The 15,423-nt window shown below is 54.2% G+C and carries 17 protein-coding genes; 9 read left to right on the top strand and 8 right to left on the bottom strand.

All coding sequences use genetic code 11. The features are described 5' to 3' along the window. Window positions 1-44 precede the first annotated feature (44 nt). The gene (locus BJU60_RS07515) at window positions 45-1,145 is read left to right on the top strand and encodes a globin domain-containing protein (RefSeq protein WP_070328271.1); all 1,101 of its coding nucleotides are present in this window, start codon (window positions 45-47) and stop codon (window positions 1,143-1,145) included. A gap of 60 nt (window positions 1,146-1,205) precedes the next feature. Here BJU60_RS07515 and BJU60_RS07510 read toward each other — a convergent pair whose 3' ends face one another. The 6 genes from BJU60_RS07510 to BJU60_RS07485 all read right to left on the bottom strand — a co-directional run bounded on the left by BJU60_RS07510 (window position 1,206) and on the right by BJU60_RS07485 (window position 4,800). After that, the gene (locus BJU60_RS07510) at window positions 1,206-1,745 is read right to left on the bottom strand and encodes a hypothetical protein (protein ID WP_070328270.1); all 540 of its coding nucleotides are present in this window, start codon (window positions 1,743-1,745) and stop codon (window positions 1,206-1,208) included. 23 nt (window positions 1,746-1,768) lie between these two features. Then, window positions 1,769-2,281, bottom strand: coding sequence for a hypothetical protein (locus tag BJU60_RS07505; RefSeq protein WP_070328269.1), 513 nt, complete (start codon window positions 2,279-2,281; stop codon window positions 1,769-1,771). Between the two features lie 61 nt (window positions 2,282-2,342). Then, entirely contained in the window at window positions 2,343-2,756 is a 414-nt protein-coding gene (locus BJU60_RS07500) for a DUF350 domain-containing protein (protein WP_016508299.1), read from the bottom strand. 3 nt (window positions 2,757-2,759) lie between these two features. After that, window positions 2,760-3,983: a glutathionylspermidine synthase family protein gene (locus BJU60_RS07495; RefSeq protein ID WP_070328268.1), complete on the bottom strand. Its 1,224-nt coding sequence runs from the start codon at window positions 3,981-3,983 to the stop codon at window positions 2,760-2,762. After that, the gene (locus tag BJU60_RS07490; RefSeq protein ID WP_070328267.1) at window positions 3,980-4,345 is read right to left on the bottom strand and encodes a hypothetical protein; all 366 of its coding nucleotides are present in this window, start codon (window positions 4,343-4,345) and stop codon (window positions 3,980-3,982) included. The genes BJU60_RS07495 and BJU60_RS07490 overlap by 4 nt, the downstream gene beginning before the upstream one ends. After that, window positions 4,342-4,800 (bottom strand): hypothetical protein, encoded by a 459-nt coding sequence (locus BJU60_RS07485; protein ID WP_016508356.1) that lies wholly within the window; start codon window positions 4,798-4,800, stop codon window positions 4,342-4,344. Before BJU60_RS07485 ends, BJU60_RS07490 begins: the two co-directional genes overlap by 4 nt. Before the next feature lie 94 nt (window positions 4,801-4,894). Between BJU60_RS07485 and BJU60_RS07480 the strand changes: the two genes are divergently transcribed. The 7 genes from BJU60_RS07480 (at window position 4,895) to BJU60_RS07455 (ending at window position 11,353) form a co-directional block, all read left to right on the top strand. Beyond that, a complete protein-coding gene (locus BJU60_RS07480) occupies window positions 4,895-5,935 on the top strand; it encodes a potassium channel family protein (protein ID WP_254281669.1) in 1,041 nt (346 codons plus the stop codon). Beyond that, window positions 5,935-7,062 carry a YfbR-like 5'-deoxynucleotidase gene (locus tag BJU60_RS07475; protein ID WP_070328266.1) on the top strand — a complete coding sequence of 376 codons (1,128 nt, stop codon included), beginning with the start codon at window positions 5,935-5,937 and terminating at the stop codon, window positions 7,060-7,062. The genes BJU60_RS07480 and BJU60_RS07475 overlap by 1 nt, the downstream gene beginning before the upstream one ends. 116 nt (window positions 7,063-7,178) lie before the next feature. Next, complete coding sequence (locus BJU60_RS07470) at window positions 7,179-7,511, top strand: PadR family transcriptional regulator (RefSeq protein WP_070328265.1); 333 nt, start codon at window positions 7,179-7,181, stop codon at window positions 7,509-7,511. Next, entirely contained in the window at window positions 7,508-8,035 is a 528-nt protein-coding gene (locus BJU60_RS07465; protein WP_070328264.1) for a DUF2812 domain-containing protein, read from the top strand. The genes BJU60_RS07470 and BJU60_RS07465 overlap by 4 nt, the downstream gene beginning before the upstream one ends. Before the next feature lie 174 nt (window positions 8,036-8,209). Further along, window positions 8,210-9,751 (top strand): alpha-amylase, encoded by a 1,542-nt coding sequence (gene amyS / locus BJU60_RS07460; RefSeq protein ID WP_438802341.1) that lies wholly within the window; start codon window positions 8,210-8,212, stop codon window positions 9,749-9,751. A 164-nt stretch (window positions 9,752-9,915) separates the two neighbouring features. Continuing rightward, complete coding sequence (locus BJU60_RS15245; protein ID WP_161567015.1) at window positions 9,916-10,083, top strand: hypothetical protein; 168 nt, start codon at window positions 9,916-9,918, stop codon at window positions 10,081-10,083. A 253-nt stretch (window positions 10,084-10,336) separates the two neighbouring features. Continuing rightward, window positions 10,337-11,353 carry a fatty acid desaturase gene (locus BJU60_RS07455; protein WP_070328262.1) on the top strand — a complete coding sequence of 339 codons (1,017 nt, stop codon included), beginning with the start codon at window positions 10,337-10,339 and terminating at the stop codon, window positions 11,351-11,353. Between the two features lie 49 nt (window positions 11,354-11,402). Here the strand turns inward: BJU60_RS07455 and BJU60_RS07450 are convergent, their stop codons facing one another. Further along, window positions 11,403-12,233 carry a lipoate--protein ligase family protein gene (locus BJU60_RS07450; RefSeq protein ID WP_070328261.1) on the bottom strand — a complete coding sequence of 277 codons (831 nt, stop codon included), beginning with the start codon at window positions 12,231-12,233 and terminating at the stop codon, window positions 11,403-11,405. Between the two features lie 17 nt (window positions 12,234-12,250). Then, a complete protein-coding gene (gene lipA / locus BJU60_RS07445) occupies window positions 12,251-13,168 on the bottom strand; it encodes a lipoyl synthase (RefSeq protein WP_083274057.1) in 918 nt (305 codons plus the stop codon). A 304-nt stretch (window positions 13,169-13,472) separates the two neighbouring features. On the opposite strand from lipA, the gene BJU60_RS07440 reads away from it, so the two are divergent. After that, the gene (locus BJU60_RS07440; protein ID WP_070328259.1) at window positions 13,473-15,422 is read left to right on the top strand and encodes a glycoside hydrolase family 3 protein; all 1,950 of its coding nucleotides are present in this window, start codon (window positions 13,473-13,475) and stop codon (window positions 15,420-15,422) included. Window position 15,423 lies beyond the last annotated feature (1 nt).

Below are 15,423 nucleotides of genomic sequence, written 5' to 3'. Positions count from 1 at the left end.
AACTCACATAATGTATGTGTACTTTCAAAAAGGGGGAAATATTTATGTTAGATCAACAAACGATTGAAATTGTCAAAGCGACGGCACCGGTCTTGAAAGACCACGGTGTCGCCATCACGAGTCATTTCTATAAGCGCATGTTCGCAAACAATCCAGAAGTTCGTCAGTTCTTCAACCATACGAACCAACAACGCGGCCGCCAGCCAGAAGCGCTCGCCAACGCCGTCTACGCGGCCGCCGTCCATATCGACCGTCTCGAAGCGATCTTACCGGCGATCCAACCGGCGCTTCATAAACATCAAAGCTTGAACATCCGCCCGGAACATTATCCGATCGTCGGCGCTAACTTGCTCGGCGCAATTCAAGACGTTCTCGGTGAAGCAGCGACGCCTGAGATCATCGAAGCTTGGGCAAAAGCGTACGGTGTCATCGCCGACGTCTTCATCTCGCTCGAGAAACAAATGTACGCCGATGCACCATGGATCGGCTTCAAGCCGTTCACGATCGCTGAAGTCATCGAAGACACGCCGGAAGTGAAACGGTTCCGTCTTGTCGCGAACGACGGTGTCGTTGGTGTGGCTATTCCGGGCCAGTACATCTCAGTCCAAGCCCGCATCGAGGGTGAAGATATTCTACACCACCGTCAATACAGCGTCGTCGAGACGACAGAAGACGGCTACTGGATTGCGCCGAAAGCGGAAGGGCTCGTCTCGAACTGGCTTCACGAGCAAACAGTCGGTACAGAGATTCCGATGAGCGCGCCAGCAGGCGAGTTCACGATGGAAGACACGGACCGTCCGCTCACGCTCGTCGCTGGCGGGATCGGTATCACACCGCTGTTCAATATGGCGAAGACAGCGCTCCGTCAAGGTCGCTCGGTCACACTATTACACGCCGTCCGCAGCACGAACCTCCGTCCGCTCGGTGAAGAGCTCGACGAACTCGTGAACGAGGGACTTCAGCTCATCACACACATCGACGAGGTGTCTGGCTGCATGAGCGCGACGCAGCTTACAGCACTCGATGTCGACGGTCATGACGTCTATACGTGTGGCCCGACCGCGATGATGGAGACGGTCGTCCAAACGATTCCACAAGCACGTTACGAGTTCTTCGGTCCATCGGCCGTGCTCGCCAAAGCATAAGAAAAGACGATTGCGAAAACAGTCGTCACATCACCGCGAACCGGTCATCGGTTTGCGGTTTTATAATTCTTCCGCGTGCATCACATTTCTGTCGCCGTCAAGCGTCTCAAGTGTCTCGAATCTACCCCGTTGTGATTCATCGAGCGTGATCAAGTAAGACATGACGTATCCTTCGTCTCGAGGGTCGTTCACGGTGTATGTCTCGCTCCAATCCGAACCGCTTAGTCGCACGTAAGCCACATCTTCCGGTTTTTCGTTGAAGCGAATACCGATGTATTCATCAGTCGTATTGCCAAAGTGAATCGAATCGAACGGTTTTTCTTCAATCGTGTCCCATGTCGACGCGCTGAAGCCTCCATCTGAATTCATGATACCGAGACCGAGAATCGTCTCGTCTTCATTCGTAAATAAGACGACGGTGCTGCCTTCTACGTATGTGTACCAGCCTTGGGCGGTCATGTGCTCATGCAGTTTTTGTTGCGCCTGTGCCAAAGGTTGTTTTCGTTGCTCGTCCTGATAATACCCGACGCCGGCCGTGACTGAAATGGCGATGATGATGATCATACCTGTAAGGAATAACGCGAGTCCTCGTTTTGACATCTTGCCCCTCCTTGTTCAGTTTTTCATAAGTCGATGGAGTCAAGTACTTGCTCATTTTGATCTAACGTTTGAAGGATCCAGTCGGATGTTGGACGGTTTCGCAACTCGATGATGTGTGTGTCAGCATAGTCACTATCTTCGGTACGATTGAGGATGTGTTGTTCTTGTATACGATCTCCGATGATACGGAGATAGGCAACGTTCTGAGGTTGTTTGTTAAGGCGGATGCCTAAATAGTTATTGGACTCGTCACTCGAATAGATATAGTCAAACGGATCCACGTCGAGGGTCTCTATAGTTCCGTAACCGTAGCCGTCCACACTCATTTCAGCGAGGCCGAGCATGGTCCCATCTTTATTTGTGAAGAGGGCAAGTGTCGCGTCATCTGTTTTGTGATATTCGTATGCGTGAAAATCATTGTCTGCCAGGTAACGTTTCAATTGGTGTCTCTCATAAAAATAACTACCGATTCCTGAAAAAATGACGACAATCGCGATGCAAATCACTAAAGACCAAATTAGTTTTCGTTTGAACATCCAATTCTTCCTTTCTATATGAAACAGCCCATGTCGCTACCTGAGCGCATGGGCTGTTTGTTTAGTACGTCAAACTCGCGGCGACGATGATGCCGACGACGAGCGAGGCCGAGAACAGGCTGACACCGACGGCGAGGTTGCCGTTTTCGACTTCTTTCTCCAAGTTTACGCCAGGCGTGAGCACGTACTCAAACGTCCAAAAAGCGAGCACTTGGGCGAGGATCCCGACGAGTCCCCAGATGAAGGCGTCGAGCAGGTTGACGCTGTTCGCCCAAACTGTGTAGATGACGATGGCGAGGCCGAGCGCTTTGCCCCAAAGTTTGAGGGCGACGGCGACGTTGCCAGCTTTGATGAGTTTTCGTTCCGAATATTTTGTCGTCAGGGCGAACACGACGAGTCCTGCTAAAATAAGTCCGAACCCGGTACCGAGGTGAGCCAGGAAGCTCAAGATTGAATCGAGCGTGATAAATGTCATGTGTTAATCTCCTTCGTGAGTTGGTGTGCCGATGGCTAGGTAGTAGGACTGGTTGTTCGTGATCATGCTTCCGGCCCGGGCGCCGAGCGCCGACGGGTGGCCGTTCAGACAAAAGCAGCCGATCATGTAGTGCGTCGCAAGCGGACCGTTGACCGTGTTCGTCGTTCGTGTCGGTAGCTCGATGAATTGTTGATACACCGCGGTTTCTGCGGCATATGTCTGCAGCACTTCTTTATGGAACGGGACGCCGTCTTCGGCATACAAAATGACCGAGTCGCCTTCACGTCCGAAGGCCGGTTTTTGCACGTAAGCGCTCTGGCCTAAAAATGGGTCCGCCTCGAGATAAGTCGGTAACAAGTGAGTACGGATGACCTGGCGCTCCGCTTCATCAAAATATGTATCCGTCTCATACAGTTCCCAAATGAGCGCTTGGACGCCTTTGGACTGCATGAGAAATGCGGACAACGGGTTGAGGAGCGACACGTGCTTCGCTTGGTTCAACTCGAGCAGCCGGATGCCGATCAAGTCGCCGTTCGGCGCCCGGTCGTCGACCAAGTGCTCGATCGGATACGTCTGGCGGTACAAGACGTCGACCCGTTCGCCCGACGGGGTATAGACGCCGTCCACGTCGACGAGCAACCGGTCGAGCGGGACGAATTCTGACGGCAAGTCGAGCGTCTCTTGGAGGAAGCGGGTCGTCCATTTGTCCTCGATGTTGTCGTCGTGTGACGTGAAGACGATTTTTGGTGTCCCGTCGCGATTTAATCGTTGCCACGCCGCGATGACGGCTTTACGGAGTTCGGTCTTCAGCTCGGCTGTCGCGTTCGCGTTCGGGTCGTTGAGTCCGAACGCGGTCGTCACATACCGGTTCACATCGAACAGTTCTTTGATGAACGTCGGCGTGTCGGCGTTGAACTCCATCAGTTTGATCACACCGTCTTTGACGATCCAGTCATAACGGCCGATGATCGTCTCTTGCGGGAGCGCTTTGTCACGCAAGAACGGCAAGCTCGCCTCCGGATAACCGAGCAGACGGAGCGTCTCGTCTGGGAGCGTCCGCAACAATCGATTGGCTTTCCGGAAGATGGCATCGACGGCGCGCGTCGCTTCCCGGATGCGGTCGACCTCGTCTTGCGTGTAGACGAGGCAATCGTAGAGTGCATATTCTTCGTCGTTCAAGTCGGGCCAAAAGTAAGGGATTTGGCCGAACAAGTCGTGCCGATTCATCCCCCGAAGCCGCCTTTTGAGCCGCTGCCGAGTCCCGAGTTTGACCCTGAGTTCGATCGGTTCGGCGTGATGCTGCTCGCGCCACCGTTCGAGCGGTAGTTTTTATAAGCGGACGAGTTTTTTAGCGAACTCTTTGAATTGAACAGACTGCCGAGTAAGAAGAAGCTCCCGAAGTGCGGGGACCGTCTGTCGTCGCAGTAATATGATTCCGTTTCGTCGTCCCATTCCCAGTCGTCACACTCATAGCCGGTTGGCTCTTCCGGTAACGTCGCTTGTTGCGTTTCGTCCGTACCGCACGCCGCGAGTGACGCTGTCAAGACGGCGGCCGAGAGACCGCTTAAAATCTTCTTGCTTGTTTTCATGTTGTTTCCTCCAGTGTATAGCCAGTCGGGGTGACATAGATGACGTAGACGCCACGGTCCTCGTCCGTCTCGGCCGAGTCGCGCGCATATTCGTTTCCGGCGACGTATAAATACTCGCTGCCGAGCATGGCGAGCGCGTCAAGGTGACGGTCGACGAAGTACGCTTCGAGCAGCGGGTTGTCGAATCGGTCGTCGAGCGTGCGAATCTCGACTTTGATGTCGTCAGTTGCTTTCTTGTCAACAGGTCCTTCCGTGTACCGGTCGACGTAAATCAAGAAATATTGGTCGCCTTCGAGCGCGGACGAGCGTTGTTTGTACGTCATGCCGTCTTTGACGAAAAATTCGCATTCGCGTCTAGCAAGTACTTCATCAAGCCCGAGCGATGTATAATGGTAAAGTGGCTCGAACGAGATCTCATTTTTATAGAGTCGGTATTCTAAAACGATGGAGTCCATAGGTTAGTCCTTTCTTTTTTCTTTCTATACGGAACCGAACACAAACGGGTTTCGTAAATCAATTGAGTTGTCTCTAGTATATAGGAGAAAGGGAGTGATTTCAGTGCATATCTTTTTTCGAGTGTGGCGCGGGTTATCGAAATTATCGTTTCTGAACGTCGTGTTGGCATCACTCGTCATTATTTTGACCGGTACCGTCCTCGGTTACTGGCTCGAGCCGGAGACGTTCCCGTCGATGTTCGATTCGTTCTGGTGGACGATGACGACGCTGACGACGGTCGGTTACGGTGATTTCTTCCCGTCAACGGTTGCCGGGCGTTGGCTCGGCATTTTCCTGTTCCTGTTCGGGATCGGGATTATCGGGGCTTTGATCGGAAAACTCGTTGAGGTCGGTGCGACGTTTCAACGTTTAAAACGGGAGGGAAAGCTAGTGTATCGAGGAGAAGGGCATTACGTCTATATCGGTTGGTCGCCGAAGACGAAGAAAGCGATCGACGAGGTGCTCAGCTATGAGCCGAAGGCGGAGATCGTGTTGATCGACCAATTGAAAGAAGAACCGTACGATCATGACAACGTCCATTTTGTCCACGGTGACCCGTCCGATGAGGCGGTGCTCCTGCAGGCGAACATTTTGAAAGCGCGCCGGGTCGCCATCTTCGCGGATGCGCAGATCAGCGAGACGTTGCTCGCCGACGGGAAGTCGCTATTGATCGCGTCAGCCGTCGAGGCGCTGTCGTCGGAACGGGGGGTTGACCTACATACGGTCGTCGAAGTATGCGAAGAGCGGAACATCTCGAAGTTCAAACACGTGCGCATCGACGACTTTATATTGGCGAACGATTCGGTGTCGCTCCTCATGGCGAAAGCGACGTTGCAGCCGGGCACGACATCGATTTTCCGGCAACTGCTCAGCAAGCAGTCCGGTGGTAACATTCAAGCGCTCGCGCCGAGACCCGAGTGGGCGACGGTCCGGGACGCTGTCGAAAACTTGTTGCGCCAGGGCGTCACCTTGATTGCCGTCAACGACCGTCTCGATTTCGCGACGGCGCTCGACACAACGCTTGAGCCGAGTGACACGCTCTACATCGTCTGTCATGACGATGCGTGGGAACGTTTAAAGCAAGGAGGAATTTGATGCATAACGGAACGTTTATCCGCAAGATGACACGTATGCAAAACGTGCAACGGTGGGACGAATACGCGCCGCACTATCACGATAACGCGGCGAGCCATAGCTTCCGTGTCGCCGTCTTCAGTTTGATTGCGGCCTATTATGAAGAGAACAACGGACAGGACGTCAACTTGCTCGATGTGCTCGGCAAGGCGTTGTTCCACGATATGAACGAGGTGCAGACCGGCCCGATCATGCACCGGACGAAAAAAGAGCCGACGCTCAAAGAACATATCGAACGGATGGAACGGACGGCGAGCCTCGGGTTGGTCGACTTGTTGTCACAGTCGCTCCGGCCGCACTTTTATCGTTTTCTCGTCGAGGCGGAGGACGATTCGTTCGAAGGACGGATTGTCGACGGGATCGATTCGTTCGATGCGATGCTGTTCGTGCGGCGTGAAGTCGCACATGGGTCGCCACACTTCGTCGAGAAGCTCAAAGAGATGAAGGCGGTGCTCCGCGACCATCCGCTCGAGTCAGTCCGCTGGCTCTATGAGCAAGTCGAAACGGAGACGGACGTCGCGACGTTCATCGAGAACGTCATGCGGATGGATAGCGTCCGGCGCTGGAAAGGCCGTTTCAATACGATTGACGACAACGACGCCATCCACGGTTTCCGGGCGGCGGCGCTCGGTCTGTTCAGCGGCTTGCTCGAGCGTGAGAAGTACGGGGTCGAGGTCGACGTCGCCGAATTGACGGCGCGCTTGCTCTGTCACGACCTCGTCGAAGGCGTGACCGGGGACGTGCTCGGTCCGGTGAAGCACTCGACGGCCGAGACCGGTGCTGCGTTCGAGGCGTATGAACGGGCCGAGAGCGAGGCGTTATTGTCACTCCTCCCGGAATACATGCAACCGGCGTTCCGGCGCTATATGGCCGATTCGAAAGATGCGACGTACGAAGGGTCGCTCGTCGATATGATGGACAAGCTTGACGCCTTGATCAAGATGAACATGGAGCGGAAGATGAACGGGGCCGAGTACGAAGTCACGTACCGGGAACAACTCCGGAAAGTCCAGTCGCGCTATGAGAATCCGAGTATGATTTTCTTCCTTGCCTACATTTTGCACGATCTCGATTATGTCACGAGCTAAACGAGTCGCAGACGACCTGTCTGCGGCTTTTTTTATATCATTCATTGACATATATCATTCAACGATATATATTAGGAGTAAGAAGTATATCGATGAATGATATAGGAGGCGAGACGATGCCACGGAACGATACGATCGGGCTCGGGGAGTTGACCGACAGCACATTTTACATCTTGCTCGCGCTGACCGAGCCAAGACACGGGTATTTGATCATGCAGTTCGTCGAAGAGTTGACGAATGGGCGGATGCAGATAGGTCCGGCGTCGATGTACACGATCATCAAAAAACTCGTGAACGCGTCGCTGATCGAGCCGCTCGACGGGGACGGCAAGAAGAAGAGTTATATCATCACGGACATCGGGCGCGCATTGTTACACGAAGACGTGAAACGGCGCCAAGCGATGGTCGACGACGCACGTTTTATTTTGGAAGGGGAGGGCCACAGATGAACCGAAAATATATGGCGAGTTGGGGCCTCGCGTTCGCTGAAGAGCGTGAGATGGAGAAGTTGGGACGAATGGCCGCGCAGGGCTGGCATTTAGAGAAGTTCGCACCGCTTGGCTATACGCTCGTCGAAGGAGAACCGGCGGACGTCCAGTATAGTCTCGATTATCGTAAACGACCGGACGAGGATTATTTCGAGCTGTTCCGCGCGAGCGGCTGGGAACACGTCACGTCGAGCGGGGACGAGATTCACGTGTTCAAAGGTAGTCCGGACGCGCGACCGATTTACTCGGATCGTGAGACGACACACGAGAAATACGCTCAAGTCGAAGGGCAGATGGGGAAAGTAGCGTTGGTACTGCTCATCTTATGGGTCGGGCTGTTTATATTGCTTGAACTGGATTGGTCGGGACTCGTCGAGACGGGATTGATCATGGTCCAGTTGCTCGTCACGATCGGACTCGTCTTCACAGGTCTCCCGTATTTAGGCTATCTCGTGAAGCGAAAACGGCTCGATCGCAAAGGATGACTAGGCGGATGGCACAAGCCATCCGTTTTTGTTTTGGACGACTGAACTATTCAAGAAAAAAATAGTTAGGTGCAGAGAACTGTTTTTCGGAAATCCTCTGTTAAACTAAAGCGGAATCGTTCATGATAAATAATGAAAACGCTTGCATTTAATTCGATAGGAGGAAAACGCATGATGAAGAGACGACAAGGGTTTGCGGTCATCGCTGGCGTCACGGCGATTGCGCTGCTTGCTGGGCAACCGGTCGCGCAAGCAGCGACGCCGCAAAACGGCACGATGATGCAGTATTTTGAATGGTACGTCCCGAACGACGGCCTGCATTGGAATCGGTTATCGAACGACTCGCAGAACCTGAAAGATATCGGTGTGACGACGGTGTGGATCCCGCCGGCGTATAAAGGGACGTCGCAAAACGATGTCGGTTACGGGGCGTACGACTTGTATGACCTCGGTGAGTTCAACCAGAAAGGGACCGTCCGGACGAAGTACGGTACGAAAGCGCAGCTCCAATCGGCGATCTCGAACTTGCGTGGTAAAGGTATCGGTGTCTACGGCGATGTCGTCATGAACCATAAGGGCGGCGCCGACTACACCGAGTCCGTCCAAGCGATCGAGGTCAACCCGTCGAACCGGAACCAAGAGACGTCAGGGGAATACGGCATCTCGGCCTGGACCGGCTTCAACTTCGCGGGCCGCAACAATACATACTCGCCGTTCAAGTGGCGCTGGTATCACTTTGACGGGACCGACTGGGATCAGTCACGCAGCTTGAGCCGGATCTACAAGTTCAAGAGTACGGGCAAGGCGTGGGACACGGACGTCTCGAATGAGAATGGCAACTACGACTATCTCATGTATGCCGACGTCGACTTCGAGCATCCGGAAGTCCGTCAAGAGATGAAGAACTGGGGCAAATGGTACGCCGACTCGCTCGGGCTCGACGGGTTCCGCTTGGACGCGGTCAAACATATTAGTCACGCGTACTTGCGTGAGTGGGTGACGAGCGTCCGGCAGACGACCGGCAAACAGATGTTCACCGTCGCCGAGTATTGGAAGAACGACCTCGGCGCCATCAACGACTACCTCGCGAAGACCGGTTACACGCATTCGGTGTTCGATGTGCCGCTGCACTATAACTTCCAGGCGGCCGGCAACGGCGGTGGCTTCTATGACATGCGCAACATCTTGAAAGGCACCGTCACCGAGCAGCATCCGACGCTCGCCGTGACGATCGTTGACAACCATGACTCACAACCTGGGCAGTCGCTCGAGTCGACGGTCGCCAACTGGTTCAAACCGCTCGCCTACGCGACGATCATGACGCGCAGCCAAGGTTACCCGACGCTCTTCTACGGAGACTACTACGGGACGAAAGGGACGACGAACCGGGAGATCCCGAACATGTCGGCCTCGCTCCGACCGATCATGAAAGCACGTAAAGACTTCGCCTACGGGACACAGCACGACTATCTCGATCATCAAGACGTCGTCGGTTGGACACGCGAAGGCGTGAGTGACCGGGCCAAGTCGGGTCTCGCGACGATTTTGTCTGACGGACCGGGCGGCTCGAAATGGATGTACGTCGGCAAGCAGAACGCCGGTGAAGTGTGGAAAGATATGACGAACAACAGCAATCGTCTCGTCACGATCAATAGCGACGGCTGGGGCCAGTTCTTCGTCAACGGGGGCTCGGTGTCGATTTACACTCAACAATAACGAATTCGAACAGAGGGACGCCATCCGTAATGGATGATGCCCCTCTGTTTTCATGTTTGCAGTAGACGTTGCACGAGCTTCGTATTCCACATCCCGCGGGGCAAGGGTAACAAACGAAAGTTCGCCATTTCTTCAGGCTCGTCGGCCCCTTGTGCGGGTATCGGATGATAAAGGATGATGATCACGACACCGACCGCCATGGAGGGGAACAACGAACACCACGACGTCTTCCGCAAGCTGACGAGACGCATCTCGTTGACGAGAACCAAGTCATTATCGTGGAGACGCTGAAGTTGATTCAGGACGCCGGATGGGGCGAGCTTGGTCCATAACCGTTGCTAACAAGAGCGCGGTCTTCCCAAGCAGCGCCGACTTCAGGTTGCGCTTCAAATAAGTGGTGAGTAGTTCACAAGCGTATACTTTTCTGGTGTAATACATGGTATAATTACCTGGTATTAGTTTAGGTGGGGAAAATAATCATATGGATACTATGAATTCACCTTCACGCACGTCGGTTGTCGGTTTCATTTCATATCATCAATTTAGAAGCGTCGTGAACGCTGTCGAATTCAAGGAGGCTCACATATGAGTAAAGAAAAGATTGCCCAGCTACGTAAACACGTCTCGCCCTTTGAAAAGGCAGATGTCAAAGTCAGTGTCCGGCAGATGATCAACACGATCCTGCCGTTCCTCGTCGCCTGGTTCCTTGCGTACCAAGCGCTCGAAGTGTCGGTGTGGCTCACGATCCCGCTCGCGATCATCGCAGCCGGGTTCGTCGTCCGCATGTTTATCATCTTCCATGATTGTACGCACGGTTCGTTCTTCAAAAACAAGAAAGCGAACGCCGTCGTCGGAACAATCATGGGTGTGTTGACGCTGTTCCCGTACGAGAAGTGGAAGCGGGAGCATTCGATCCACCACGCGTCGAGCGGTAACCTCGATAAGCGCGGTGTCGGTGACATTTGGGTCATGACGATCGAGGAATATGTCGAGGCCTCGAAATGGACGCGTCTTCAGTACCGCCTCTATCGCAACCCGCTCGTCATGTTCGGTATCGGACCGTTGTTCTTGATTCTCGTCACGAGCCGGTTTAACCGCAAGGACGCTCGGAAAAAAGAGCGGATGAACACGCATGTCATCAACCTCTCGCTCGTCGTGCTGTACAGTCTGATGATTTATTTGGTCGGCTGGCAGGCGTTCTTGATCATTCAAGGGACGACGATGTTCACGGCCGGTGTCCTCGGGATTTGGCTGTTTTATGTCCAACATACGTTCGAAGACTCGTATTTTGAAGATGAGAGCGAATGGGATTACGTCAAAGCGGCGATCGAAGGCAGTTCGTATTACGAGTTGCCGAAAGTGTTGCAGTGGGTGACAGGCAACATCGGCTTCCACCACGTCCACCACTTGAGCCCGCGCGTGCCGAACTATAACCTCGAAAAAGCGCATACGGCGACGCCGCCGCTACAAAAAGCGACGACGATCGGATTGTTCTCTAGTTTAAAATCGCTTCGTTACAAATTGTACGATGCGAACAATATGACGTTCGTCACGTTCCGCGACATTAAGCATCTGTTGCGCGACCCGAAGACGACTTTATAAAAAATGTCCCGCTGAAGCGCTTCAGCGGGACATTTTTAGTTCACATATTTTAGCGTTTCCAGACCCAGTCGTCACTCTCATACTTTTCAACTAAGCGAGCGATCTCATCTCGTTGCGTCGCCGTGAACACGAGCGGCTCGAACGTCAGTTGAAACGCGTCGCGGAACCCGTCCTCGAACGCCATGGCGACTTCGTCGAACGTCACGAAGCGGCCGAGCGTCTCGTTCAAAGCGACCGCTTTGCTGCTGAACCGTGCTTTCGCGTATACTTTCTCGTCTGCTTCCATATTGAAGCAGTCGAACAGGACATCATCGTCGATCGATAGTGGGATCGACCCGTGCTGCAAGACCGCTCCTTGGTGCCGGACTTGAGCGCTACCCGCCACTTTACGGCCGTCGACGGCGAGTTCGTAGTAAGAAGCGGCGTCGAAACAGACGGCCGACTTCGGTTTCCGCAATACTTCGCGGTCTTCTTCGGTCAACGGTACCGAGAATTCGGCCGGGACACCGAGCGCTCGGTAGCCGCGCCGGACGCCTTCGGTCAACAGGCGATAGCTCTCGATGACGTTCGTCGGGAGTGTCGGCGTCGTTTCGGGCAAGATGACGCTGTACGTCAATTCGTCGGCGTGTAAGACGGCCCGGCCCCCGGTCAAGCGGCGGACGACCGGGATGCCGTTCGCTGCGAGCGCCTCACGGTCAAGGTCACGCGTCGCCCGTTGGAAACGCCCGACGCTGATTGCGTGCGGGGCCCATGAATAGAAGCGGAGCGTCGGCTTCAGCTCGCCGCGTGCGACCCAGCCTGAGACCGCTTCATCGATCGCCATGTTTTCAGCCGGGGCGAGTGATTGTGTCGTTAAAATGTGCCATGTTGTATCAGTCATCGTGTCTCTTCTTTCTCTCAATCGATTGGCAACATCGTATGGCGACGTGCCTTATGGACTTGTTCGTCGGCGTGATATGACGAGCGGACGAGCGGACCGGCCTCGCAATGTGAGAAGCCTTTTGACAAGGCGATTTCTTTCAACTCGGCAAACTCGTCCGGGTGGTAGTAGCGCTCGACGTCGAGGTGTTTCTTTGTCGGCTGTAAATATTGACCGAGCGTCAAAATATCGACGTCATGGGCCCGGAGGTCGTCCATCGCTTGAATCAATTCTTCTCTTGTCTCGCCAAGACCGAGCATGATCGACGACTTCGTCGGGATGTCCGGATTCAATTCTTTGGAACGTTTTAGGAATTCAAGGGTGCGGTCGTACGTCGCTTTGGCCCGGACTCGTGGCGTCAAGCGGCGCACCGTCTCCAAGTTATGGTTCATGATGTCCGGCCCCGCGTCAATCAACGTCTGGAGTGCCGAGAAGTTGCCCATCATGTCGGACGGTAATACTTCGATCGACGTTTCCGGGTTCATCGCGCGTATGGAGCGGACCGTCTCGGCGAACACGGTCGCCCCGTAATCGTTCAAGTCGTCGCGGGCGACGGCGGTGATGACGACGTGTTTCAAGTTCATGAGCCGAACCGATTCGGCGACGCGTTTCGGCTCTTCCCAGTCGAGTTCGTTCGGTTTCCCGGTCGTGACCGCGCAGAAGCGGCACGCCCGTGTACAGATGCTCCCGAGAATCATGAACGTCGCCGTGCGGCGGACGGCCCAACACTCATGGATGTTCGGGCATTTCGCCTCCTCGCACACCGTGTTCAAATTCTTCTCCCGCATCATCTTTTTAAGGCCGGTATACGTCTCGTTCGTATTCAATTTGATTTTCAGCCATTCTGGTTTTCGTTTCAGTTCCCCTCTTGCCACTTCGGATTCCCCCTTTATCATGTCAACCCCTAACGAAATGAGTTTACCAAAAAACAAATGAAAATCGAACCACTCAAATTATTGGCTTTGCCAATACAGGTGGAACGTGTTCCAAGACAGGTCAAATGTTTCAAAATGGTTACGCTTTCATCAAAGTCATTGTTTCCCATTTTTTGAATTGCTATACTGACGTTGACCACCTGAATAATGACCATATGTAACTGATTCGATCAGGCATGGGGTGAACGAGCGTTGGTGAGGCAACGCTTATTCCTCCATGCCTTTTCGTTTGTGGTCGGGGGAACTTTCAAAAAGGAGTGAAAACATGAACAAAGTACTGAACTGGACAGCAACACTCGGATTGACGACAGCGTTACTCGTCTCGTCCGTCCCGATGGCAAACGCGGTCGTGGCAGAGGAGACGCCGGCACAATCGATTGAAGCACGGGTGAACGCGCAACTCGAGGCGATGACGCTTGAACAGAAACTCGGACAGATGATCATGCCAGACTTCCGACTTTGGAACGGGACGAACCATACGGCACTCGCGCCAGATGTGGCACGGGTCATCGACCGGTTCGACCTTGGAGGCGTCATCTTGTTCGCGGAAAACGTGACCGAGACCGAACAGACGACGAAACTCGTCCACGACCTGCAAGAAGTCGTCAAGCAAGACGACAGCAACGACATTCCGCTCTTCATCACGATCGACCAAGAAGGCGGGATCGTGACTCGGCTCGGAACCGGCACGAACTTGCCGGGGAACATGGCGCTTGGGGCGACGCGGAGCAGCCAATACGCGTATGATGCGGGGAACATCATCGGGTCAGAGTTGAATGCGCTCGGGGTGAACGTCAACTTCGGTCCGGTCTTAGACGTCAACAACAACCCGGCCAACCCGGTCATCGGGGTCCGCTCGTTCTCGAGTGATCCGGAACTCGTCGGTGAACTCGGCTCGGCGATGACGCAAGGGATTCAAGACCAAGGCGTTGCCGCGACGGCGAAACATTTCCCGGGACACGGCGACACGGCCGTCGACTCGCACTACGGCTTGCCGATCGTCGATAAGTCACTCGAAGACTTGCGCGGGCTCGAGCTGTTGCCGTTCAAGCGGGCTATCACGGAAGGTATCGATATGATCATGACGGCCCATATCGGGATGCCACAAATCGAGGACGAGGTCGTCAACTCGCCGCGCGGCACGTTCCCGCTCCCGGCGACGCTCTCTGACGACGTCATCACCGGCGTCTTGCGTGACGAGATGGGCTATGACGGCATCGTCATCACGGATGCCCTCAACATGAAGGCGATCACGGACAACTTCACAGAAGCCGAGGCGGTCATCAAGACGTTTGAGGCGGGTGTCGATATCGCCCTCATGCCGACGATTTTACGGTCGAACGCGGACGTCGTGAAACTTGAGACGATCTTTGAAGACGTCATGGCGGCTGTCGAGAGCGGCCGTTTGCCAGAAGCGAAGATCGATGAAGCGGTCGAACGGATCTTGAAGCTGAAAGCGGAACGCGGCATCTGGAGCGAGTCAATGGATACGACGACGCTCGAGGCGAAACTCGCGGAAGCAAATGCGGTCGTCGGTAGTGCCGAGCATAAAGCGACAGAACGTGAGATTGCCGAAGCGGCCGTCACACTCGTGAAGAACGACGACAAGACACTTCCGTTCAAACCGAAAAAAGGGGAGACGGTGCTCGTCATCTCGCCAGCAAAAGATCAGACCGACAGCATGGTCAAGACGATCAAATCGCTTAAAAAGAACGCGGGCAACATGAAGCAAGTGAACGTCATCACGGCGAACTATACGGCGTCGACACCGCACCTTGACCAAAACCCAGATTTAAAACAAAAAGTCGAGGCGGCCGACTACATCATCGTCGGCTCGAACGTCAACAACAGCGCCAAGCTGAAAGCGACGTCAGCGGACAATTATGTTCCGGCAGAAGTGTTCCGCTATGCCAACGAGACGGGCAAGAAATCGGTGTTGCTCAGCCTTCGTAACCCGTACGATGTGGCCGTCCAACCGGATGCGCCGGCCCAGCTGCTCATCTATGGCTTTAAAGGTGACCCGAACGGACCGGACTCTGAAGCAGGTAACGCCAAGTCGGCTGGACCAAACCTTCCGGCTGGCATCCGCGCCATCTTCGGTGAAGTCAAACCAGGAGGCAAGCTCCCGGTCGACGTCCCGACGTTTGAGAACGGTATGTTCGGTGACGAACTCCACTTCGAATTCGGTGACGGCTTCAAAAACTGGAATAAATGAA

The organism is Exiguobacterium aurantiacum (genome assembly GCF_001766415.1).
In the GTDB taxonomy this organism is placed as follows: Bacteria; Bacillota; Bacilli; order Exiguobacteriales; family Exiguobacteriaceae; genus Exiguobacterium; species Exiguobacterium aurantiacum_A.
This window is presented reverse-complemented; position numbering and strand designations above follow the sequence as displayed.